The 21,395-nt window shown below is 68.3% G+C and carries 26 protein-coding genes; 19 read left to right on the forward strand and 7 right to left on the reverse strand.

What is annotated here, in order from left to right; all coding sequences use genetic code 11:
• Positions 1 to 7 precede the first annotated feature (7 nt).
• From ABZV00_RS24930 to ABZV00_RS24945, 4 genes are all read right to left on the reverse strand, one after another.
• A complete protein-coding gene (locus ABZV00_RS24930) occupies positions 8 to 544 on the reverse strand; it encodes an HNH endonuclease (protein WP_074313833.1) in 537 nt (178 codons plus the stop codon).
• Between the two features lie 539 nt (positions 545 to 1,083).
• Entirely contained in the window at positions 1,084 to 1,965 is an 882-nt protein-coding gene (locus ABZV00_RS24935; RefSeq protein WP_355610075.1) for a hypothetical protein, read from the reverse strand.
• Between the two features lie 239 nt (positions 1,966 to 2,204).
• On the reverse strand, positions 2,205 to 2,687 hold the full coding sequence (locus tag ABZV00_RS24940; protein WP_355610077.1) for a hypothetical protein: 483 nt from the start codon (positions 2,685 to 2,687) through the stop codon (positions 2,205 to 2,207).
• Between the two features lie 534 nt (positions 2,688 to 3,221).
• The gene (locus ABZV00_RS24945) at positions 3,222 to 3,797 is read right to left on the reverse strand and encodes a hypothetical protein (protein WP_355610079.1); all 576 of its coding nucleotides are present in this window, start codon (positions 3,795 to 3,797) and stop codon (positions 3,222 to 3,224) included.
• Between the two features lie 629 nt (positions 3,798 to 4,426).
• Here ABZV00_RS24945 and ABZV00_RS24950 point away from each other — a divergent pair.
• The 19 genes from ABZV00_RS24950 (at position 4,427) to ABZV00_RS25040 (ending at position 19,452) form a co-directional block, all read left to right on the forward strand.
• Positions 4,427 to 4,807, forward strand: coding sequence for a hypothetical protein (locus ABZV00_RS24950; protein WP_355610081.1), 381 nt, complete (start codon positions 4,427 to 4,429; stop codon positions 4,805 to 4,807).
• A 455-nt stretch (positions 4,808 to 5,262) separates the two neighbouring features.
• Positions 5,263 to 5,580: an antibiotic biosynthesis monooxygenase gene (locus ABZV00_RS24955; RefSeq protein WP_355610082.1), complete on the forward strand. Its 318-nt coding sequence runs from the start codon at positions 5,263 to 5,265 to the stop codon at positions 5,578 to 5,580.
• Positions 5,573 to 6,769, forward strand: coding sequence for a helix-turn-helix transcriptional regulator (locus tag ABZV00_RS24960; protein ID WP_355610084.1), 1,197 nt, complete (start codon positions 5,573 to 5,575; stop codon positions 6,767 to 6,769). The genes ABZV00_RS24955 and ABZV00_RS24960 overlap by 8 nt, the downstream gene beginning before the upstream one ends.
• Before the next feature lie 186 nt (positions 6,770 to 6,955).
• Entirely contained in the window at positions 6,956 to 7,288 is a 333-nt protein-coding gene (locus ABZV00_RS24965) for a hypothetical protein (RefSeq protein WP_355252205.1), read from the forward strand.
• 120 nt (positions 7,289 to 7,408) lie between these two features.
• The gene (locus ABZV00_RS24970) at positions 7,409 to 8,335 is read left to right on the forward strand and encodes a hypothetical protein (protein ID WP_355610086.1); all 927 of its coding nucleotides are present in this window, start codon (positions 7,409 to 7,411) and stop codon (positions 8,333 to 8,335) included.
• A gap of 111 nt (positions 8,336 to 8,446) precedes the next feature.
• Complete coding sequence (locus tag ABZV00_RS24975; protein WP_355610088.1) at positions 8,447 to 9,325, forward strand: FtsK/SpoIIIE domain-containing protein; 879 nt, start codon at positions 8,447 to 8,449, stop codon at positions 9,323 to 9,325.
• Positions 9,322 to 9,513 (forward strand): hypothetical protein, encoded by a 192-nt coding sequence (locus tag ABZV00_RS24980; RefSeq protein ID WP_355610090.1) that lies wholly within the window; start codon positions 9,322 to 9,324, stop codon positions 9,511 to 9,513. The genes ABZV00_RS24975 and ABZV00_RS24980 overlap by 4 nt, the downstream gene beginning before the upstream one ends.
• Before the next feature lie 85 nt (positions 9,514 to 9,598).
• The gene (locus ABZV00_RS24985) at positions 9,599 to 10,117 is read left to right on the forward strand and encodes a hypothetical protein (protein ID WP_355610092.1); all 519 of its coding nucleotides are present in this window, start codon (positions 9,599 to 9,601) and stop codon (positions 10,115 to 10,117) included.
• Entirely contained in the window at positions 10,114 to 10,536 is a 423-nt protein-coding gene (locus ABZV00_RS24990; RefSeq protein WP_355610094.1) for a hypothetical protein, read from the forward strand. Before ABZV00_RS24985 ends, ABZV00_RS24990 begins: the two co-directional genes overlap by 4 nt.
• A gap of 764 nt (positions 10,537 to 11,300) precedes the next feature.
• Entirely contained in the window at positions 11,301 to 11,633 is a 333-nt protein-coding gene (locus ABZV00_RS24995) for an RRQRL motif-containing zinc-binding protein (protein ID WP_355610146.1), read from the forward strand.
• 16 nt (positions 11,634 to 11,649) lie between these two features.
• On the forward strand, positions 11,650 to 11,856 hold the full coding sequence (locus ABZV00_RS25000) for a hypothetical protein (protein WP_355610096.1): 207 nt from the start codon (positions 11,650 to 11,652) through the stop codon (positions 11,854 to 11,856).
• Positions 11,853 to 12,716, forward strand: a complete 864-nt coding sequence (locus ABZV00_RS25005; protein WP_355610097.1) for a hypothetical protein — start codon at positions 11,853 to 11,855, stop codon at positions 12,714 to 12,716. Before ABZV00_RS25000 ends, ABZV00_RS25005 begins: the two co-directional genes overlap by 4 nt.
• Positions 12,713 to 14,308, forward strand: coding sequence for a replication initiator (locus tag ABZV00_RS25010; RefSeq protein ID WP_355610099.1), 1,596 nt, complete (start codon positions 12,713 to 12,715; stop codon positions 14,306 to 14,308). Before ABZV00_RS25005 ends, ABZV00_RS25010 begins: the two co-directional genes overlap by 4 nt.
• An 88-nt stretch (positions 14,309 to 14,396) precedes the next feature.
• Entirely contained in the window at positions 14,397 to 14,600 is a 204-nt protein-coding gene (locus ABZV00_RS25015) for a hypothetical protein (protein WP_355610101.1), read from the forward strand.
• Positions 14,597 to 14,791 carry a helix-turn-helix domain-containing protein gene (locus ABZV00_RS25020; protein WP_355610103.1) on the forward strand — a complete coding sequence of 65 codons (195 nt, stop codon included), beginning with the start codon at positions 14,597 to 14,599 and terminating at the stop codon, positions 14,789 to 14,791. Before ABZV00_RS25015 ends, ABZV00_RS25020 begins: the two co-directional genes overlap by 4 nt.
• A gap of 1 nt (position 14,792) precedes the next feature.
• Positions 14,793 to 16,034 carry a tyrosine-type recombinase/integrase gene (locus ABZV00_RS25025; protein WP_355610105.1) on the forward strand — a complete coding sequence of 414 codons (1,242 nt, stop codon included), beginning with the start codon at positions 14,793 to 14,795 and terminating at the stop codon, positions 16,032 to 16,034.
• A 249-nt stretch (positions 16,035 to 16,283) separates the two neighbouring features.
• Entirely contained in the window at positions 16,284 to 17,306 is a 1,023-nt protein-coding gene (locus tag ABZV00_RS25030; RefSeq protein WP_355610148.1) for a mechanosensitive ion channel family protein, read from the forward strand.
• Positions 17,307 to 17,542: 236 nt separating this feature from the next.
• The gene (locus tag ABZV00_RS25035) at positions 17,543 to 18,916 is read left to right on the forward strand and encodes an MFS transporter (protein WP_355610107.1); all 1,374 of its coding nucleotides are present in this window, start codon (positions 17,543 to 17,545) and stop codon (positions 18,914 to 18,916) included.
• Between the two features lie 119 nt (positions 18,917 to 19,035).
• On the forward strand, positions 19,036 to 19,452 hold the full coding sequence (locus ABZV00_RS25040) for a globin (RefSeq protein WP_328419547.1): 417 nt from the start codon (positions 19,036 to 19,038) through the stop codon (positions 19,450 to 19,452).
• A 43-nt stretch (positions 19,453 to 19,495) separates the two neighbouring features.
• Here the strand turns inward: ABZV00_RS25040 and ABZV00_RS25045 are convergent, their stop codons facing one another.
• The 3 genes from ABZV00_RS25045 to ABZV00_RS25055 form a co-directional block, all read right to left on the reverse strand.
• The gene (locus ABZV00_RS25045) at positions 19,496 to 20,080 is read right to left on the reverse strand and encodes a YbjN domain-containing protein (RefSeq protein WP_109817147.1); all 585 of its coding nucleotides are present in this window, start codon (positions 20,078 to 20,080) and stop codon (positions 19,496 to 19,498) included.
• A gap of 131 nt (positions 20,081 to 20,211) precedes the next feature.
• Positions 20,212 to 20,931, reverse strand: coding sequence for a hypothetical protein (locus ABZV00_RS25050; RefSeq protein ID WP_355610109.1), 720 nt, complete (start codon positions 20,929 to 20,931; stop codon positions 20,212 to 20,214).
• A gap of 10 nt (positions 20,932 to 20,941) precedes the next feature.
• Positions 20,942 to 21,388: a thioesterase family protein gene (locus ABZV00_RS25055; protein WP_328419553.1), complete on the reverse strand. Its 447-nt coding sequence runs from the start codon at positions 21,386 to 21,388 to the stop codon at positions 20,942 to 20,944.
• Between the last annotated feature and the right edge of the window lie 7 nt (positions 21,389 to 21,395).

Consider the following 21,395-nt stretch of genomic DNA (forward strand, 5'->3'; position numbering starts at 1 on the left):
ACCAGGATCAGGCGGCCGCTTCGGGCTCTCGCAGGTCGAGCCAGTCGGCCCAGCGCGGATCGGGGGCGCGGTGCCCGAGCACCCGCCAGGCGGTGCCCTTCGGTGCGGCCGGCAGCGCGTGCAGCCGCCAGCCCAGCTCGGCCGGGGTCTTGTCACCCTTGGTGTGGTTGCACCGGGCGCACGCGGCGACCACGTTCTCCCAGGCGTGCCGGCCACCCCGGCTGCGCGGAAAGACGTGGTCGATGGTCTCGGCCGGGCCTCGGCAGTAGGCGCACCGCCACCCGTCCCGGGCGAAGATCGCCCGCCGGGACAGCCCGACGTGGGTGCGGTAGGGCACCCGGACGAAGCGGGTCAACCGGACCACCGACGGGACTGGGAGGGCGTCCCGGGCGCTGTGCAGGATGCCGTCACCGTCGGCGACGCAGACAGCCTTTGCGGAGAGGACGAGGATGGCGGCTCGGCGCACCGACACGACACACAGCGGCTCGTAGGTGGCGTTGAGGACCAGCGCGCCGGAGCCCACCGTGGGTCGTATGTCAGGCATCGCGCTCACCCTCCCGGTTCAGCGGCTGCTGCGGTACCGCCGCCGACCGGGGCCGGGCACGACGGCCCACACGGTCGACGCCGGTCCGATCACCGACGTCCGTTGCGCCAATAGTCCCTGATCGGACCCCGGATTGCACGTACTAATCTCGCTTGTGCCAGACGGATCACCCGCACTGGGACGGATCAGCGCCAGGAGCTGGGCGGCACCTTGCGTCGTCTGACGACGTTTGATGGCCCTTGTCGGTGTCAGTTGTGCCGGATCTGTGCCCGATGATCTTCAGCCCCGCCCTCCCTCGGCTGCGCCCCCCTAGCCATCCCGTCGGCCTTCGTCCGCACCCCGTGGAGTGGGTGGGCCTGCCCGGTCATGCTGCGCACCCAGCGGCTAGATGACCTTGACCGGGGCAGCCCCCGTTCGCTCGGCTTCGTTCGGAGGGCACGCCTGGCATGGATGGTCAGCGATGATCAACTTTGGCTCCGGTTTGGCGCTACTCGTCGGGCGGTTGTCGGTCGTCGTTGGTGGGGTCGCCCGTCGCCACGTCACAGACTAGGCGCGGACCGATCGTGACCTGGCCGCTGCTCAAGCACCTTGACGACCTGAAGGTGGTAAAAGCGCTCCCGTTCCCTTATGGCGAGTAGATCTCGGTGCTGACCATCAACCATGACCAACAAGGTGGCGATCGCCCGTCGAAGCCGATCGGGAAAGGGTTGGTTCCTGTGCTCGTCCATGTCCAAGCCAGAGGCGGCTCGTGCCTGCGGCCCAAGGGAGTCTACTAAGGCCTGCTCTTCATCCCCGCCAATAGCGGCATCGAGTTGATGCGCGGCCTGGTTACGAAGCTTGTTGAGCGTAACGAAGGCGGATAGTTCGCCCGTCGGAATCAGATCCAGGGCGGCCATGAGCTGAAGCCGCTGAGCGAACGAAAACCTTGCCTTGTCTAAGTGAGTCGGACGCGGTGTGTACTCGGCGAGCAACCGCAGCAGAGCGGCCTCAACCCACAAATGCCCCCTGAGAATGACCTCCAGCGGGGTACCCATTTCAAGATGATCCAGAAACCGCCGCTCACTGTCCTTGTCGAGCACACGTCCTGGCCGGAAGGCTGCTAGCTCGACGGCGGGGTCTGGCGGCGGTAACAGGCTATAGGGAATCTTCCACTTGTCCGCAATGACGCTAACTGCCACGTCACCTTGTAAGCACATCAAAACGTCGTTGAGGCTGGTGCGGAGCTGGTCGGATGGCTCCTCTCCGCACGCTTGACGGATCGCAGTAGTGACCTCGTCATCCAACCTCCACGGGACGAGCGGGCGCTGGGATCGAAGTCCAATCCGCGCAACGCGGAGAGCGACTCTCACGCTTGGACTGGCGGTTTGGGCCGCCGCCAGGTGCAGGATCGTATCGAGGTCGCTGAACTCAAAGTCGCGCACCGCGCAATCATTGCTGCCGGGGACCGGTCAACACCATCGGCCGTTGGTGCTCTGTCATCCCGATGCTTCTATGGATGTCAAGCTCCGCCGGCCGTCGCCTGGCGGAGATTGAGGACCTTCGTCCCGAAGGAAGGATCAGCCGGCGGGGAGAGGGGCGAGCAGTGGGGCTGAACTGCTGGAACGGTGCACCGTAGTCCATAGACGTCCAGCAGCGGTCGCTTCCGGCGTCACCCAGTTGATCACCCAGCCTGGGCGCCGGGGGCGCGTTGCGTCGGCTTACGGGCCTTGACTGTCGCGGTGATCGACCAAGCCAGGGCTACCAGCAGCGCCGCGAGGGTAGCGGGAACCAGACCCCAGGGCAGGGCCCGCGCCGAAACGGTCCACGCCTGCCGGCTGTCGGCGAGCACCCGCGGCTGCTTGACCGACTCCGGGATGGTGACCTCCCACTCGTAAGCGCTGTTCGGTTCTGCGTCGATGAGCTTCCAGGACTTCTTGACGTCGACGCCGTAGATCGGCCCTTGATACCCGCGGTCGCTGCGGGTCCAGTTGCCGATGCACCGGCTGTGCCTGACCTCCTGCCGGTCGTACGTGACGTAGCAATGGTCCACCGTGGCGTGCGGATCGTCGGCACCCGGCCACAAGCCCGCTGTCCAGCTCAGCACCCCACCGAGGGCCAAGCCCACAAGGACGACCACCCCGAGCCGCATCCTCAACGCGATCACGGTCTCTACTCCTTATCAACGCGCCGGTTACGCGCAGGACTGTCGATCTCACGCGCGGCCTGAAACATGGCGCAAACGATCGCACGAGAGCAGCCTGTCCGCCATCCACTGTCTGACGGCCCTGATGATGAGGCGATTTGAACCCCATAGACCCGCTGCAACGAGTGGTCATCGCCAATCGGACGTATCGCGGCTACGACCAGGGCGGGCGTTATCAACGTCTGCCACCGCTTGCCGCCCCTGGTGGTTCTCAGTTGGGCCGCGCTTGGGCCGGATGATCTCCCCCTCGACCGCAGTCCGGGCTTCCCGATCATCGCTGTCGCCCCGCCAGGGACTCCACGTGCGGCCATCGGGTCGTGGCCCTGATGACACAGGACCAAGTTCAATATCGGTTCTCGGCATGGCAGCGCCTCCGAGAGGCAGCACTCCAGGCCCTTCCCGAGGAGAATCCCGAGATTCCCTCCCAACAGCCGAGCCCAGACGGACGCTGAACGGTTGCTGCGCACTGCTGATGCGCCGTTGAGCCCTGGTCTGTTAGTAGCGCTTCGGGGGAAAGGGCCGTCCTTCGAGCCGCGCTTCAAGGCACATTGTCGCGTAGTCGAGCCTGCCCAGGGCGCCCTCAAGAGCCCTCGCCCAGTCGCAGCGCGTTTCGTCGGGCTTGCCCAACACCGTTTGATTGAAGCGCGGAAAGCGTGAAGTGGTGTCCCAGATGGTGTCCTCGACATACTCAAGCTCACCGGCGGGCTCAGCCGGGAGAAAGGCCCGATACGCGCGCTTAACCCGGTCAGACTCCTCGATAATTTCGTCCATGCCTGCCAAACGAATCGGATCGGGGCAAGAACCGCCCGGAAGCGGCTCGTGGGCATGCAGCTTGAATAGCTCGAAGAGAGCGTTGTGCTGCTTGTCGGCGAGGTGCGAGTAAGCAATTATTGCCTCCCGCTCTAACTCTTCTCTCCGCAAGAGGCGTTGCGCTTCGAGATTATCCTCAACCTGCATTTTTGCCACGCGAATCGCCCCTCGTACTTGGACGGACGCAGCCAACCAGCTTGCGACTCCTCCCACGGTTGCACCGATGAGTGCGCTCGCTGCCCCACTCCAGAAGTCGTTCATGACCGCAATGATCTCAGCCTGGCACAATCTGCCCGACCCTCGCGTCGGTCTGGCCGCGCGCCGACAACCAGACTTTCGCCGCTGTACCGCTGACACACCGCCCTACAGCCATCCCGTCGGCCTTCGTCCGCACACCGTGGAGTGGGTGGGGCCTGCCCGGTCAAGGTGGAGCACCCCACCGTCTGAACGACCTTGACCGGGCAGGCCCCACCCACTCGGCTTTGCCCGGACGAAGGTTGTCGGGATGGCGCCAACCATCCCAGAGCGCCCGAGCGCCCCGCCGGCGGCACGCCCTGGTCGTCGCCTTCAACACCGAAGCCCCGGATCTGCCACTCATCATGGCGGCCCGGGGCTTCTTCGTATGTCGCGCCGCCGGCGGGGCTGCAACCGTTCGGGGTGCGCCCGTGCGCTTGCGCTAAGGGCGCGGGGTCCCCGATCGGCGACCCGTTGGGTCGGCCCCTGGTCGGCGGCGCGAGCGGCCTGCGAAGCGGGCCGCCTTGATCCCGTACAGAAAGTTCTCACACGAACTGAGAACCAACGATGTCCGGTCTCGGGACCTGCGCGACAGATCGGTATCAGGACCTGCGTGACACCGGCCCTCCTTGTGCTCTTTCTGGCACGCTCTCCGCGTGACCGACATGCCACCCGAAGACATGGTCGATGGACTAGCCGAACTCCTCAACCCCTACATGCGTCGGATCCTCGGCGGCAGCGAAGATCCGCACGACGTCGTCGACGAACTGAAGTGGACGCTGACCGAAGCACCGCACATGGAGCACTCCTGGGGCGCGGGCTGGTTGTACCGAATGTGGGGAAGCCTCTCCGACATCATTGACGGATATCCCGTTGACTTCGGTCCTGACCGCGAAGCCATCGCGATCCGGGAGTTCAGGCACGCCGCTCAGGATTGGTTAGGTATGCCGCGCACCCGCGCCGGGCTGGAGAGCTACATCGAGCGGCAGAGGACCCGCCTCGCGTCGTTGTGGTCCCCCGGGCCAAGGACAGAGTAGTCGGGGCTTCGCCAGAACGCGTGACAGCCTCAGCTCCTCGCCCGCACTCAGTTGCAGGACCCAGACCAGCGCGGCGGACTCAGGCGAGGCTTCGCCCCGCTCGGCCTCGGCCTGCTTTCGTACGGCCCACGACACCGGAACGGCTACGACTCCGCTACCGAGCACGGCGACAAGAGAGAGTCACCCATGGCCATCGTCGCGCCGGCCGACCCGTTCTCCTGATCCGGTGCGGTCGCCATCCTGGTAGTTCCTCCCCCATGGTCATCCGTTGACGATACGAAGCGACCGGAGAAGATCCAAGCCCATCGCTATCGGACCTCTTCTTGTGTGAGCCAACCCCTTCGCCGACTACCTCACCGAGGCGATCCGTAATAGAATACGGGTGGCCGAACAAGAGTACGGCCAGAGTTGCGTACGCAAGCCGTGACTCTCGGTTGAACAAGAAGGGTGGCTGCATGTTCGCATTGGTGGTGCGTTTCGATCTGAAAGACGACGAGAGCGCGAAAGCGTTTGACGCGCTTGTCGCAAAGACAGGGATTGAGATCCGTGCCCGCGAACCAGGGACGCTGATTTATGCTACTCACTCCGTAGAGGGGGCACCGCTCGCCCGAGTCTTCTACGAGTGCTACGCAGACCGAGAAGCATTCGAGGCGCACGAAGTGCAACCCCACGTGCTCCGCTTCCACAAGGAGCGCGAACCGTACACGCAGGACGCGCGGGTTGAGTTTCTGACGGTCGGACCTAGCAAGGGCCTTGGTTCACTAGATGCCTGACAGCAACGAGCAAGGTCGACTTATAGCTAGGCGGCGGCAAAAGCGTGGCCTTTCTCAGCGTGAGTTTGCCGAGATGATCGGGCGGTCTGAGGCTTGGCTTTCGCAGGTCGAGCGCGGGGTACGTTCGATCGATCGGGTCTCCATCTTGGAGCGGATCGCGGGTGCGCTCGGTATCCCGATGGCCGAGCTGGCCCCGGGTACGGCGGACACGGAGAGCGCTGAGGTTCCCTCGGCGGCTGTCGCCCTACGTTCGGTGCTAAGTACCAGCTACCTCATGGCCGCGATTCTGGGCAAGGACCGAGAGCTTCCCCTGCCGCAGACAGCCGAGCGAGCCGATCTGTGCTGGACGTACGCACACGCCGCCCGTTACGAGGACCTGGCCGAGCTGCTGCGGGGCCTACTGCCGGATCTGGAGAGAGCAACACGATCCACCAAGGGCGCGGCGCGAAAGACGTACCTCACCGAGCTAGCGTCGGTGTATCACGCCCTCTCGGCCGCACTGTCGAAGCTTGGTCAGCATGAAGCGGCCTGGGTAGCAATCGATCGGGCGTTGCTCGTTGCGGAGCAGGTCGGAGACCCGCTGTTGGTCGCCGCTGGAACGTTCCGCCTTGCGCTGGTGTTTCAGGGCGGGCGGCAATTCGAGCAGGTCATAAGCGCTGCATCGTCGTCTGCGGCAGCGCTTGAGTCCGAGGTATCGGCGGACAAGCCAGCGGCTGTGTCGCTGTTCGGCGCGCTGAATCTGCAACTGGCTGTGGCCTCTGCGCGGATGGGAGATGACCAGAGGGCTCACGAGTATCTCGGAGTAGCGCGAGAGGCAGCTCAGCTCCTGGGGGTCGACCGCAACGATTACGAGACCGAGTTTGGCCCCACGAACGTCCAGCTACACGAGGTCGCAGTGGCAGTCGAACTCGGCGACGCCGGTTCTGCGCTCCGGGCGGCGGAGCGGATCGACTCGTCCGGCCTATCGTCCGAGCGGCAGGCTCGGCTCCTCATGTACGTGGCAGGGGCCTGGACTCAGCGACGCAGGGTATCTGAGGCGGTCGATGCGCTTGAGCAGGCCGAGGCGCTAACCCCGGAGCAGGTCAAGGGACACCCGGTGGTCGAGACGATGGTTTCCGACCTTGTACGGATGGAACCCGTCCCCTCCGACCGACTGGCAGCCTTGGCTCGCCGCGTAGGAGTGGCTTAGCTACCGTCACACCTTCCGAGCTGCACCGAAGGGCGTCCCACAGCGGGGCGCCCTTCTTCGCACCAAGATTTCGATCGATGACCAGTACTGAAGTACTAGACACGTACTTTTGTACGGGCTAGGCTGATCCCATCGAACACGGGCAATCGCTCAAGGTGAGCGAGCCCTAGTTGAAGGGAGTCAGTCATGGGACGTCTGCTGCTGGACACCTCGAAGGTGTCGTACGAGGTCGCGGTGAACCCGGTTCCGAAGCTGGACCAGTCGGGTCAGCAGAAGTTCGACCGGGAGACGAAGGCCCCGATGTGGGCGGTGCAGCTCTACGCCCTCGCGGACGGTAGCGCTGAGGTCATCAACGTGACCGTGGTCAGCCCGGTGATGCCGGCCGTCGCGGTTCGTCAGCCGGTCGTGCCGGTGAACCTGGAGGCGCTGCCCTGGGTCAACGACCGCGACGGCAAGGTCCGCTCGGGTGTCGCGTTCCGGGCCTCGGCTCTGACCGCACTGGACACCGCCGCCGCGTAGCGGCCGGTGTTCCTGTTCGGCTCCACAGAAGCGAAGAGGTGGACACGGGGTCGCCGTTGATTGGCGTCGTCTGCGACCCCGCGTCCTGTCCAACAAGGTCCCTACTAGGGAGGACTTGTCGTGTCCAAGTCTAGCCAGAGGTCCCCGTTCGGCTGGTCGAACCGTGGGGGTCAAGTCACTGTCATCGAAGCGCCGGTCGCCCGCTCGTACCGTCGTCGGGCCACCATCGCCTTTTGGGTCACCCTCGGAGTGGTCGGCCTCCTGGCCGCCACGGTGGCCTCTGAGTACATGCACCCGATCGTGGGTGCGCTGTTCGGCGTTGTCCTCGGCGCTGTGCTCGGCGCTGTGATGTTCGCGCTGATCGTGGCGTGGCCGGTCCTGCGCGTCTTCTGGCACTGGCTGCCGGAAATCGGGCTCGGCCTGGCCGTCGTCTACGGCTGGACCACGCTGATGCAGTCAACCCCGCTGTGGGGCTCGCTGCTCATCGTCGCCCTGGTCGTCGGCGTCCCCGCCGCGATCGCACCTGTGCGCCGTCGGGTGATGGCCTGGGTCTGGTGCCTGATCGTGCGGCATCGGCTGCGGATGTGTTTCGCGGCGTTCATCGCCACGAACCGGCACGGTTCGCTGCCGCTGATCCTGCCCGCCAAGTCGACCCCGGCTGGTGAGCGGGTCTGGGTGTGGCTGCGCCCGGGTCTGTCCCTGCGGGATCTGGAGCAGGACGGCCAGATGCAAAAGCTGGCTGTGGCGTGCTGGGCCAACGAGGTCCGCGTCATGCGCGCCGGTCGCAAGTACGCGGCGCTGATCCGCATCGACATCACCCGCCGCGAACCCTTGGCGCACACGGTTGTGTCGCCGCTGCCGGACTACGTCCCCACGGACATCCCGTCCAACGCTCCTACCTCACCGGGCATGCCGCCTGTCGGCCTGGACCTGCCTGACGTGCCCGACCAGCCGGTCACCGCACCGGCCGACACTCCCCGCCAGCGCAAGCCGCGCAACACCACCACTGCGAGCCCGAACGGGTTCGACCCCTCCGACTACGCCTAACCACCGGGACGGCGCGGACCAAGCACCCCTGACGGGTCGAGCGTCCGCGCCCTACCCGATCCCCCACCCGCTTTGACACGTACGTGTCAACCGACCCCGGGAGCCCCTGCCATGGACCTCACGGACACCATCGAACTGCCCACCCGGCCAGACGCGCCGCAGACGGTGCCGGTCGGCGCGGGCCTGTCCATCTTCGACCCGGTCTTCCTCGGCATCGACGAGTTCGGCCAACCGGCCTACCTGCCGATGATCTACCGCAACATCCTCATCGGTGGTGAACCCGGCGCGGGCAAATCGTCGCTGCTCAACACCATCGTCGGGCACGCCGCTTTGTGCCCGGATGTGCGGCTGTGCCTGCTCGATGGCAAGCAGGTCGAACTCGGGTTGTGGAAGGACGCCGCCGACGTGTTCGTCGGCCCCGACATCGAGCACGCCATCCGCACCTTGCGCCGCGTCCAGGTGGTGATGGACAACCGGTACGCGTTCCTGCTGTCGCACCGCCGCCGGAAGATCGGCCCCAACGACCTGTTCGGTCAGATCCTCGTGGCCTGCGACGAGATCGCCTACTTCTCCGCCACCGCCGGTGACAAGAAGGACCAGGACCTGTTCGCCGCGCTGCTGCGCGACATCGTCGCCCGGGGCCGCGCCGTCGGCATCATCGTCGCCGCCGCCACGCAGCGCCCGTCCTCGGACATCATCCCGCCGTCGCTGCGGGACCTGTTCGCGTGGCGGTTCGCTGGCCGCTGCACCAACGACGTGTCCTCCGACATCGTGCTCGGGCACGGCTGGTACGCCCGCGGCTTCTCCTCCAACAGCATCGACCCGAACAACCAGGGCGAGGGCTACCTCATCGCCGAAGGCGGCACTCCCAACCGGGTGAAAGCCGCCTACATGACCGACGCCGACATCATCCGCGTCGCCGACTACGCCACCTGGACCCGCCGCCGTAGCGGCCTCGTCGCCCCCGCCGACCTGCGGACAGCGGCATGAGCACCACGACCGCTACGCCGACTCGGGTCCTGGACCTGGTGCTCATCGGTGACGGCGAAGACATCGCCGCCCTGACCACCATCGCCCGGCACGCGGGCGTCCTGGTCTTCCGCACCGCACCCACCCCCGCCGGTGAGAACGACGACCGGCAGCGGGTGTTTCTGAGGCTCCACCTGCACCACCGATAGAAGACGGCCGACGAACCGGGACCAGCCCTGGAAAGCAACCCCGGCTCGCCGACCCAACCACCGCCCACGAAAGGACGTGGCCGCCATGAACCCTACCCAAGAACAGCCCACCACCCCCGCCGCGCTGGCCGACCTGACCCCGGCCGACATCCTGCGCTGCGCCGCCCGCTACCTCGAAATTCGAGGCTGGACCCAGGGCACCTACTACGCCTCGACCGAGGACAACCCCTACCCGCCGGCCTGCGTGTCCGGCGCAATCGGGATGGCCGCGCACGGCCACCGTATGTCGATCCCGCACCACTGCAAGACGCGCGGCGGAGCCCGCGACTACACCCACGCCATCGACGCCCTGGCCAACTACCTCGACTTCAACCAGCCCCAGCCACGGGCCACCGAGGACGACGACCCCACCTGCCCACTGACCTGGAACGACCGCCCCGGGCAGACCGCCGAGCAGGTCATCTCCACCCTGCGCGACGCCGCCGACGACTACGACTGGACCCACGCCACCGAGGACGACCTCGAAACCTACGCCGAGAACGAGTACAGCCAGGAACGGCTACCCACCCGCGCCGGCTTCCTCATCTGGCGGGCCACCCGATGAGCACCGTCGCCGCCCTGCCGACCGGCAACGTTCACGCCGTCCTCGACCGCGCCGCCGTCTACCTGGGCCGCTACGGCTGGACCCCCACCGGCCTCTACGACACCCACGACGCCTGCCCGGCTAAATGCGCCTGTCACCGCACCGGCACCTACCCGGCGTCGATCCTCGGCGCGATCCGCGCCGCCGTGTTCGGCCACCCCCGCTGGTACCTGACCGGCATCACCGAAGCCGACCAGCGCACCTACAGCGCCGCCGTCGAGTGGTTCAACACCTACCTCATCGCCATCGGCTACGCCGGCCTACACGCCCCGGTCTTCGACTGGGAAACCCTGCCCGGCCGCACCCCGGCCGACGTCATCGAGGCGCTGTGCGCCGCCGCCATCGCCTACCGCCGACACACCATCCGGAGGGCCGCATGAGCACCGCCGCCCACACCCCCGACGTGACACGTACGTGTCAAAACCCTGTCTCCACCGCCGCACTTGTCGGCGCGCTTGAGTCCGCCTGGGCCGCTATCCGCGACCAGCACACCGAAGTTCCGGCCGCCGTCCTCGTGGTCGGCTCCGGCTCCCCCACGAAGGCGAGTCAGGGCATGAAGTGGGGCCACTTCGCTGCCCTTCGCTGGCAAGCCGGCGAGCAGCAGTTGCCCGAGATCCTCATCTCCGGTGAGGGACTGTCCCGCGAACCGGAGGCCGTGTTCACCACGCTCCTGCACGAAGCAACCCACGCCCTCGCCGACGTGCGAGGCATCCAGGACACCTCCCGGCAGGGCCGCTGGCACAACAAGAAGTTCGCCACCCTCGCCGCCGAACTCGGCCTATCCACCACCAAGGACGACAAGCTCGGCTACTCGCCCTGCACCCTCACCGACCTCACCCGCGCCCGCTACCGGCCCGCCATCGCCGGCCTCTCCGTCGCGCTGCGGTTCTACCGCCACCCCGAACCGACCGGGGAAGGCAAAACCCGCACGAACAACAACAACGGCGTCACCTGCGAGTGCGAATGCCCCCGCAAGCTGCGCATCTCCAAGACCGCCTTCGACGAAGGCCCCATCGTCTGCGCCCTGTGCTCGGCGGCGTTCCTGCCCGAGGACATCGACCGCGACACCTACGAACACCCCACCTTCACCACCGGCCGCGCCGGTGACGGCGACCAGGACGACGCCGACGACTCGGAGGACCCGATGGTGTTCTACGACCCGACCGGCGAGCGCTACGGCCTGCCGACCTACCCGTTCAAGTTCGCCCCCGACGGGCTGCTGACCCGCCGGCAACTGCGGACCCGCAACCTGCGCCCCGGCGGCCAGGAACCCGCCGCGCAGATCCTCTGGCGGCGCGGTAAGCGCGTCGCCTATTTGTTCCGCCTCGACCTCGCCGTCCCGAAGCGGACCGCGACCCCCGCCCAGAAGGCGGCCATCGACAAGGCGCTCACCGCGCGGCGCACCTGCCCCGACTGCGGCCAGGTCCAGCCCTACTACATCCCCCGCCGAACCGGCACCTGCCTCGACTGTGCCTGACCGAAAGGACACGACCATGCGCTACTACGTCACCTTCACCCACACCACCGCCAACGGCGACACCCTCGAATTCTTCGAGTACCAGCCCGCCAGCCCCATTGCCGGCTACGACGACATCGACAAGCTCACCACGATGATTCGCGGCTGGGGCCGCACCAACGTCACCGTCATCGCCTTCTCCCCCCTCGCTGACCCCGCCCCCACCTCGCAGGCGACGTCATGACCACGCCTACGCCCAAGTCCCCGTTCATCGCACGTCTCCAGGACGGCGTCCTGGTCCTCATCGTGCTGCTCGTCGGAGCCATGGCCGGAGCAGCCTCGTTCAACCACGTCCACGACTGGACCATCAGCAACAGCCCCACCGGTACCGCCGACTGGTTCGGCTGGGCCAACGCCGTCATCACCGAACTCATCCCGATCGCCGCAATGATCGTCATCATCCGCCGCCGCAAGACCAGCGGCCCGATCGGCTACCCGATGTTCCTGCTCATCGCCGCCGTCGGACTCTCCCTGACCGCGCAACTGGCCGTCGCCAAGCCGACCGTCTTCGGATGGATGGTCTCCGCGCTGCCCGCACTGGCCTTCTTCGCCCTGTCCAAGCTCGTCTTCACCGCAACCCGGCCCACCAACAACGTCCCGGCACCCCTGCCGGCCACCTCCGCCCCGGCGTCGTCACCCGACACCACCGCCGACGCGAAGGTCCGCCCGGCAGCCGCGACCACCACGGCCACCGCACCCAACGAAGAGATCACACCCAACGAGCCCGCAACTCTGGCGAAGAAGACCACCCCCGCGACCGCAGCACCGCAGACCGACCCGACCGAGGACACCCCGGCCCCGGCGACACCGCCGGCTGCACCCGCGATCCCAGCGGTCAAACCCGCTCCGGCGCTGCTGTCAGGTGCCCGGATCGTCGCCGACGCCCACGAGAAAGCCCACGGTGAACCGATCACCCCCGGCCAACTCGCTGTTCGACTGCGCGTCCCCACCCAAACCGCCGCCGACATCCTGACGGCCCTCACCACCAATCCGACCGTCAACGACAAGACCCACAACGGCACTGCCGTCGGAGCCACCGCGTGACCTCCTCGACGCTGCCTCTCGCGCCCGAAACCACCACGGTTTCGGGCACGGGAGCCTCCGCTGTAGCAGGAAACGACTACTGGCCCTGGGCTACACCCACCACCAGCACCCGCAACCCCGCCGCCGACGGGTGGGTACGCGGCCACGACCCCCGCACCGTCGCCTCCGGCCGCGCCCGCGCCCAAGACCCCGACTACCCCGAATGGCTCGGCCACGTCCGCGCCGCATCCGCGTGCAAGCACCCGATCCGCCTCGCCGGGCAGATCCACGTCAACGACGCCGACGGCAACCGCATGGCCACCGTCGACACCGAAGACATGCCCGACGGCGCGATCTACACCCCCTGCGGCAACCGCCGCGCCGCCGTCTGCCCGTCCTGCGCAGAGCTGTACCGCCGCGACACCTACCACCTGATCAAGGCTGGTCTTCAAGGCGACCGGTGGGGACTACCCCCGCTGGACGAGCACATCGCCATTTTCCTGACCGCCACCGCGCCATCGTTCGGGCCGGTGCATCACCGGGTGGTGAAGGTCCACGCGGCGGACTGCCGGAAGAAGGATGGCTGCACCTGCCGGGCCTCGGTGTGCCACCCGTTCGAACGTGCCTGCCCGCACGGTGTGGAGCTGCGCTGCGGCCAGAGGCACAAGGCCGCAGAGCCGAACCTCGGGCAGCCGTTGTGCCTGGACTGCTACGACCACACCGGCCAGGTCGTCTGGAACCACGAAGCACCCGAGCTATGGCGCCGCACCATCCAACAAGCCGACCGGGAGTTACGCCGCCTCGGCCGCACCCATGGCGTGGATCTGCGCCGCCGCTACATCAAGGTCTACGAATTCCAGGTACGCGGTGTCATCCACTACCACGCCCTCATCCGCCTGGACGGCTACAACCCCGACTGCCCTGAGGCGATCGTTCCGCCACCACCTGTGGTCACCCGCGACATGTTCGAGCAAGCCGTCCGGACGGCGTTCGTCAAAACCTCCTACACCTCGGCCTCGCACCCGGCCAACGGCGGGCAGGGGTGGCACATCGCGTGGGGCGGTAAGGGCCTGGACCTCAAGCAAGTCAACGCACCTGGCACTGAGGTCAACCTCGCGCAGATCACCGGCTACATCGCCAAGTACGTCACCAAGAGCACCGAGGTAACCGGCCTGAGCCTGCGCCGCGTCGACGACCTCTCCGTGCAGATCCACGGCGACCCGGCAACGCACCTCGGGCGGCTCATCCGGGCGTGCTGGGACCTCGGGGAGCACCCCGACTACGCCCGCCTGCGGCGGTGGGCGCACCAGTTCGGCTACGGCGGACACATCGCCACCAAGAGCCGCGCGTTCTCCGTCACCCTCGGCTTCCTCCGCATGCAGCGCACCATCTGGCGGCGCACCGAGGGCCATCCGCACACCTGGGACGACGAGCAGACCGAGCGCGTCATCTACGAACTCGGCTACCAAGCCACCGGCTGGATCACCACCGGAGACGCCCTGCTCGCCAACACCGCCGCCGCCATGGCCCGCGCGCAACACCTGGCCAGCATCGACGCCCTGGCCGACGAGCAGGCCACCCACCACACCGCCGCCCGACCCCTGGCCGCTTGACACGTACGTGTCAACGCCTGTGAAGCCGTTCCTTGACAACTCCACAGCGCAAGCAACACCCCACCTCAACCGACCCGGAAGGAGAGCCATGCCCACACGTCCCCGCCCCCTGGTCGCGGTCCGGCTCATTGGCCCGACCGCCGCCGTCACCGCCCACGCCACGACCATCGCGGCTCAGCTCACCGCTTACTACGGCCGCGAACGGGTCACCTGCCGCACCAGCACCCGCCACGCCGGCTACAGCGGCGAAAGCCGCACCTACATCACCATCACTCGGAAGGAGCCACGATGACCGCACCCATCCCCCTCCCGCTGCCGGACCTCTGGTCCATCAGCGACACCGCCGCCTTCCTGCGCATCCCCGTCGGCACCCTCTACCAATGGCGACACCGCCGAACCGGCCCGCGCGCTTTCAAGGTCGGCCGCCACCTCCGCTACGACCCGGCCACAGTCCGGGCCTGGCTGGAAGACCAGGCGGCCTGACATGCCCATCGATGACCTGTGGTACCTCAAGAAACGCGACCCGGACACGAAAAAGTTCATCCCGTCGAAACGGCACGGTCGGGGGAAGCGCTGGCGCGTGCGTTACACCGACGCCGACACGAACGACCGAGACAAGCTGTTCGATCTCAAGCGCGACGCGGAAACCTTCGACCTCAATTGCCGCTCGGGGGTCGCCGCAGAGGTCAAGGTTGGCCGCGAGATGGAACAGCTCACCTTTGCCAAATACGCGCAGCGATGGAAGGAATCCCGCGAGTCGGGGTGGAGCGTCGAGACACGGCGACGCGTCCCGCAGAATCTTCGCAAGCGTCTTGTGCCGGCCTTTGGCGAGCAGTCCATCCGGTCGATCACCCTTACCGATGTGATGGCCTGGCTCGGTCGGCTGCTGGACGATGGCACCGCGAAGTCGTCCATTGGCCTCTACTTCGGTGTTCTCAAGACCATCCTGAACGCTGCCGTCATCGATAAGGTGCTTGACGACAACCCCTGCGACGGCGTGAACCTCGCGCAAGTGCTGCGGGGGATGTCACGAGCACCGAGATGGGTACCGACTGAGGACCAGGTGCTCAAGCTCACCGAGGTCGTACCCCGACGATTCCGCGCGGCCATCTGGCTGGGAGCCGGTGAAGGCTTGCGCATCGGTGAAGTCCTGGGCATGGAAGACAGCTCACGGTGTCTGGATGTTGCTCACGAAGAGCTTCATGTCGTCCAGCAGTTGCGGCACTCCCGGGAGCACTTCGGCGGCTTCTACCTCGCCGCGCCAAAGAGCGGATCGGCAGGGACAGTCGACCTGGACGCCGTGGTCGCCGAGGAAGTGGCGACCCACATCAAAGAGGTCGGCCCCGTCGAATTCGAGCTGCCGGACATCACCAGCGAAAGACGGGTTTCTCGTCCCGCAGCTCTCCTGTTCACCACCACAAGCGGAAAGCTGATAACCGACCGCTACTGGTCTGAGCTGTGGGAGGGCTGGCGTTCCGCCGCAGGCTGGCCCAAGGCGGGAACCTTCCACTCCCTGCGCCACTTCTTCGCCACCACGCTGATGAGCAACGGCGTCGAGCCCCAGGAGGTGCAGCACGCACTGCGGCATGCCAGCCTACGGATCACGCTGGAAACCTACGTGCACTGGCTGCCGAAGAAGGACCGGCCGCGCGGCCTGATCGGGCAGATCCTCCGCCCAACCAAGGGCAGCCACACCGGCGCTCCCGCCGCCCAAGATCGGAACTAATTTGTGCCCTGGTTGTGCCGGATGATCTTCGACCGGAGTTCTTGCAGGTCAACAGCGGTCCGGGCCGCCAAATCAGGGATTGCACGTACTAATCCGGGGTCCGACATGAAGCTCTTTCCCGCACCTGTCACGATGGCCGGTTCGCCCCGGTCCGACCCCGCCCTCGGCGGCAGGTCACCCGGCCGGTGGGTCGGCGACGGGCTCGCCGGCTCGTTGCGGTACGAAGACAGGGTGAGTGCCGCCAGCCTGATGCCCCTTGCCCTGTCCACCGCCGCCCCGCCGGACTGTCAGGGAAGTACCTCCTGCGAATGGCTGTACGACCTGACCAAGTCGGCCTGGTTCGCCGAGGGCAGCTACTGGATCCTGCTCAAGCCACTGCGGGTGCTGGTGATCGTGGCGGTAGCGATGATCGCCCGCTGGGCGGTGCACCGCACGATCAACCGGCTGGTCCGGACCACCACCGACGGTGCGGTGCCGACGATGCTGCGGCCGCTGCGCGAGCGGGTGCCCACCGCCGCGGTCGACCCGACGGAGTTCGTGCCGGAGCGACGTCGGCAGCGGGCCGAGGCGATCGGCTCGGTGCTGCGCAGCCTCACCACCGCGTTCGTCTTCGGCATCGCGTTGCTGATGATCCTGCGCGAGTTCAGTTTCGACCTGGCCCCGCTGCTCGCCAGCGCCGGGATCGCCGGCGTCGCGCTGGGCTTCGGCGCGCAGAGCCTGGTCAAGGACCTGATAGCTGGGCTGTTCATGCTGATCGAGGACCAGTACGGCGTCGGCGACAACGTCGACCTCGGCGAGGCGACCGGTGTGGTGGAGTCGGTCGGGCTACGCGTGACCACCGTGCGCGACGGGCGGGGCGTGCTCTGGTACATCCGCAACGGCGAGGTCGTCCGGGTGGGCAACAAGAGCCAGGGCTGGGCACTGGTCGTGGTGGACCTGCCGATCGGCTTCAGCGGCACCGAGGAGGCCACGGCCGTGCTGCGGACCGCGGCAGCCTCGATGGCGGTGGACCCGGAGCTGTCGCCGGAGATCGTGGAGGCGCCGGAGGTGCTGGGCGTCGAGCAGATGACGGTGGAGGGGGCGGTGATCCGGACGGTGGTCAAGACGACCGCCGATGGGCAGTTCGCGGTGGGCCGGGAGTTGCGCCGGCGGCTGGCGGAGGCACTGGAGAACTCGGGGATCACCGCCCAGATCGCCGCCTCCCGCAGCTATCCCGGCGTCCCGATCCGGCCGCTGGCCGACGGCGAGACGGGTCAGGGCGGCCCGACCTGACCCGGACGACGCTGTCCGGCCATCGAGGGGTCGCGAGCCGCCCGGCCCCTCAGGTATCGTCCGTTCGTTCAGTCGGGGATGCGACGAACGAACCGTTCGCCCTAGCTAGTTGTCAGACGATCGGGCAGAATCCGGAGCACGCGTTCCCGCCGGAGCGTGATCCACATCCTCGCTGATCCGTAGATCTGACGAGTGTTTCCGGCCCCGGCTGTCACGAGCGGCCGTCCCGGGAGCCGATGGAGGCGACGGTGCCCGACGAGCGACCTTCCGCGGAAGGCCCGGCGACATTCCGCGAGGTGTTCGCCCAACGCGAGTTCCGGGCCGTCTTCGCGGCCGGCGCGCTCTCCTGGGTCGGCGACTATGTCGCGAAGGCCGCGGTCACCCTGCTCGTCTACCAGCAGACCAAGTCCGTCGCACTCTCCGCCGCCGCCTTCGCCGTCAGCTACCTGCCCTGGCTGCTCGGCGGCCCCGTGCTCGCCGCACTGGCCGAGCGGTACCCGTACCGCCGGGTGATGGTGGCGTGTGACGTGATCCGGACGGCGCTGATGCTGCTCATCGCCCTCCCGGACCTGCCGGTCCAGGCCGTCCTGGTGCTCATCTTCGCCGCCACGCTGGCCAACCCGCCGAGCCAGGCGGCGAAGTCCGCGCTGATGCCGCAGATCCTGGCCGGGGACCGGCTGGTGGTCGGGTTGTCGCTGAACAGCAGCGTGGGGCAGGCCGCCCAGGTCGTCGGCTACCTGCTCGGCGCCGCCGTCGCCGCGATCGACCCGGCCCTCGCGCTGCTGATCAACGCGGTCACCTTCGCCGTCTCGGCGCTGCTGGTCCGTCTCGGCGTCCGCGACCGGGCCCCGATGATGACCACCGCGCAGCGCAGCCACCTGCTCCGGGAGACCGGCCAGGGGTTCCAGATCGTCTTCGGCACCCCCGTGCTGCGGGCCATCGCGGTGTTGGTGTTCAGCGCGATGCTCTTCTCGATCGTCCCCGAGGGGTTGGCCGCCGGCTGGGCCAACCGGGACGACAACGGCGACCTGGACGCCGGCCTGGCGCAGGCGGTGATCATGATGGCCAACCCGCTCGGGTTCATCCTCGGCGGGCTGCTGGTGAGCCGACTGTTCGGCCCGGCCCGTCGGTTGGCCCTGATGCGACCGCTGGCGGTGTTCGCCCCGCTGGCGCTGGTGCCGGCGCTGTTCGACCCACCGCCGATCGTGGTGGCGCTGCTCGCCGCTCTCTGTGGGTTCGCGGTCGCCGGCATGCTGCCGATGGCCAACGGGCTGTTCGTCCAGGCGCTGCCCGGCGAGTTCCGGGCCCGCGCCTTCGGTGTGATGGCCACCGGCGTGCAGGTCATCCAGGGCATGGCGGTGCTCGTCACCGGCCTGCTCGCCGAGCGGTTCTCCATTCCGCTGGTGGTCGGCGTGTGGAGCGCGGCCGGTGTGGTGCTGATGGTGGTGGCGTCGCTGCGCTGGCCGGACCAGCAGACGGTGGACGGCGCCATCGCGACGGCCTCCGCGGCCAACGCCGGGTCGCCGGCCAACCCGACGCCCGGCGGCACCCCGGCAGGGCCCCCCGAGCCGCGGGCCGGTGACGACCGCCGTCGGCACGCGGTCAGCTGAGCTGATCCGACACGAGCGGCCCTGACACGAACGGCCCTGACACGAGCGCGCGCCCGGCGTGACCCGACGCACGGCGTCCGGGTCGGGCCGGCACTGAGCACGCCTGGCAGGATGGAACGGTGACTCCCGCAGGTGACTCCGACCGTCCTGGTGCGTCGACGACCCTCTTCGAGGCGGTCGGCGGCGAGCCCACCTTCCGCAAGCTGGTGGACGAGTTCTACGCCGGCGTCGCCACCGATCCCCTGCTGCGGCCGATGTACCCGGACGACCTGGCCCCGGCAGCGGACCGGATGACGCTGTTCCTGATGCAGTACTGGGGCGGGCCGAACACGTACTCCGCCCAGCGGGGGCACCCGCGGCTGCGGATGCGGCACGCCCCGTTCCGGATCGGCGTGGCCGAGCGGGACGCCTGGCTGCGGCACATGCGCCGCGCCGTGGACCGGCTCGACCTGGAGCCGGAGGTCGCCAGCACACTCTGGGACTACCTGGAGCGGGCGGCGCACTTCATGATCAACGCCACGGAGGACCCGGCCTGACCGCGCCTGACGGCCCGGCCCGGGCACCCGGGTCGCGGCAGGGTCAGAGCAGCGCGCCCTCGTCGTGCAGCCAGTCCACGAAGCTGGTGGCCACCGCGGCGCCGCAGTCGAGCATCTCGACCAGCAGCGCGTCGTGGGTGCCGGCGCCGAGCGGCACCTGAAGCTCGGCGTAGATCGGTAGCTGCCCGCGCTCGGTCGGGTCGCCGATGTACGCCTTGCAGAACCGACGGGTGTGGTTCCACTCGTTGACCACCCGGTACGCCCGGTCGGCCCAGTCCGGCGGCACCGTGGCGTGCGGACGTGCCCGCATCACCAGGATCTCGTCCTCCGGCCCCTCCAGGGTGACCAGCACGGCGTGCCGCTCCCACATGGCCAGCAGGTTGCCGTCACCGTCGGCCAGATATCGCACGTCGAGCAGGTCGAGTGCGTCACAGACCCGGCGCAGGCTCACCGGCTCGATGGTGGCCGGCATCTCGGTCAGCACGGGCCGCTCGTTGGACGGGCAGTCGTCCCCCGGCTGGCGAGGGTTGGGCGGTCCGACCCGGACCGCGCTCTCCACTGTGATCCCGCTTCGGGTTTCCGGATCGCCGCCGTCGGCGGGACCGGGGCGCCATGACCACCACGGCATCGCTCGCGCACCTCACTCCCCAGCGGATCCAGTCGCCTACGGTGCGTTGGATCCGAGGATGGACGGTACCCGGACAGCCGGGTTGAAGCACCCCCCCAACGACCGCCCCAGACTAGAAGAATGAGGAGGGGTCATCCGTTCGGACGAGTAGCCAGGGGCGTCACGGCGAGATCGGTGGCCTTCTGCAACCAGGCCGCTCCGTATGGTCCCACCAGGCCAACCCAACGGCCGGCCACCCGCACCTGGACGGCAGCCTCGGCAGGGGCACCGGCCGGGCCGTCAACCGGCCCGAGGAAGCCCATCCGGACCAGCCCCTGAACCAGTCGCTGCGGCACCTCCACCGGCGGGCCGGGCGGACCGTCCGGACTGACCAGCACGGCCACGTGGTCGAGCAGCGCGTCGCGCAGCATCCGCTGACCCACCGCGCGGCCGGCCACACCGTGCTCGCTCGCGGTACGCAGGGTGCCCGCCGCCGCGTCCGCGATCCGCCGCAGCTCGGCGGCGGGCAGCGCCTCCACCGGCCGGCTGCGGGCCGGCGGCAGCGGCCACCGCCACTGCGCGTCCCGACGCGCCGGCAATGCCGCGCCGCCGCGCTCCAGCTCCGCCAGCAGCTCCGCGGCGGCCACCGTGACGTCCTCGGGGGTGCCGTCGGCCGGGCCGCCCGCGACCGTCCGGACCACCAGCACCTGCCACGGCAGCCGGGCCCAGAGGGCGACTCGACCGGCGGCGCCGGCCGGCCGCAGCCGGACCGGCGCGCCCGGATCCAGCCGGACCAGCCGGGCCAGGAAAGCGCCCGCGTCGGCCACCCCGGTGACGCCGTGTCCGGCCGCCGTCGCCGTCACCCCGTCCACCCCGGCCGAGTCACGCCGCGCCGCCCTGCGGAGCGTAGGTGAGCAGGAAATCCCGCTCCTCCGCGGTGATCCGCCGGGGCACCTGGCGGGTCAGGTCGAACGGCACCAGCACCGAGCGGGCCCGGCTGGCCAGCACCTCGCCGTCGTACAACTCGTAGGCGACGGTGAACCGGGAGGCCCGGATCTCCTCCACCCACAGCTCGATCCGGACGGTGGGCGCGGCCTCTGCGGTGGCCCGGCCCAGCGCGTAGTCGACCGGGCGCAGGTAGTCCACCTCGTGCCGGCGGATCACCACCCCGTCGGCGAACGAGCCGACCCCCCAGGCCCGGCCGCCGGCGAACATCAACGCCACCCGCGCCTCCTCGTACAGGGTGAGGAAGCGCGAGTTGTTGACGTGGCCGTACGCGTCCAGGTCGGACCAGCGCAGTGTGCAGTGGTAGACGAACCGGTCAGACACCTTGTCG

The sequence above is a fragment of the Micromonospora sp. NPDC005173 genome, assembly GCF_040608515.1.
In the GTDB taxonomy this organism is placed as follows: domain Bacteria; phylum Actinomycetota; class Actinomycetes; order Mycobacteriales; family Micromonosporaceae; genus Micromonospora.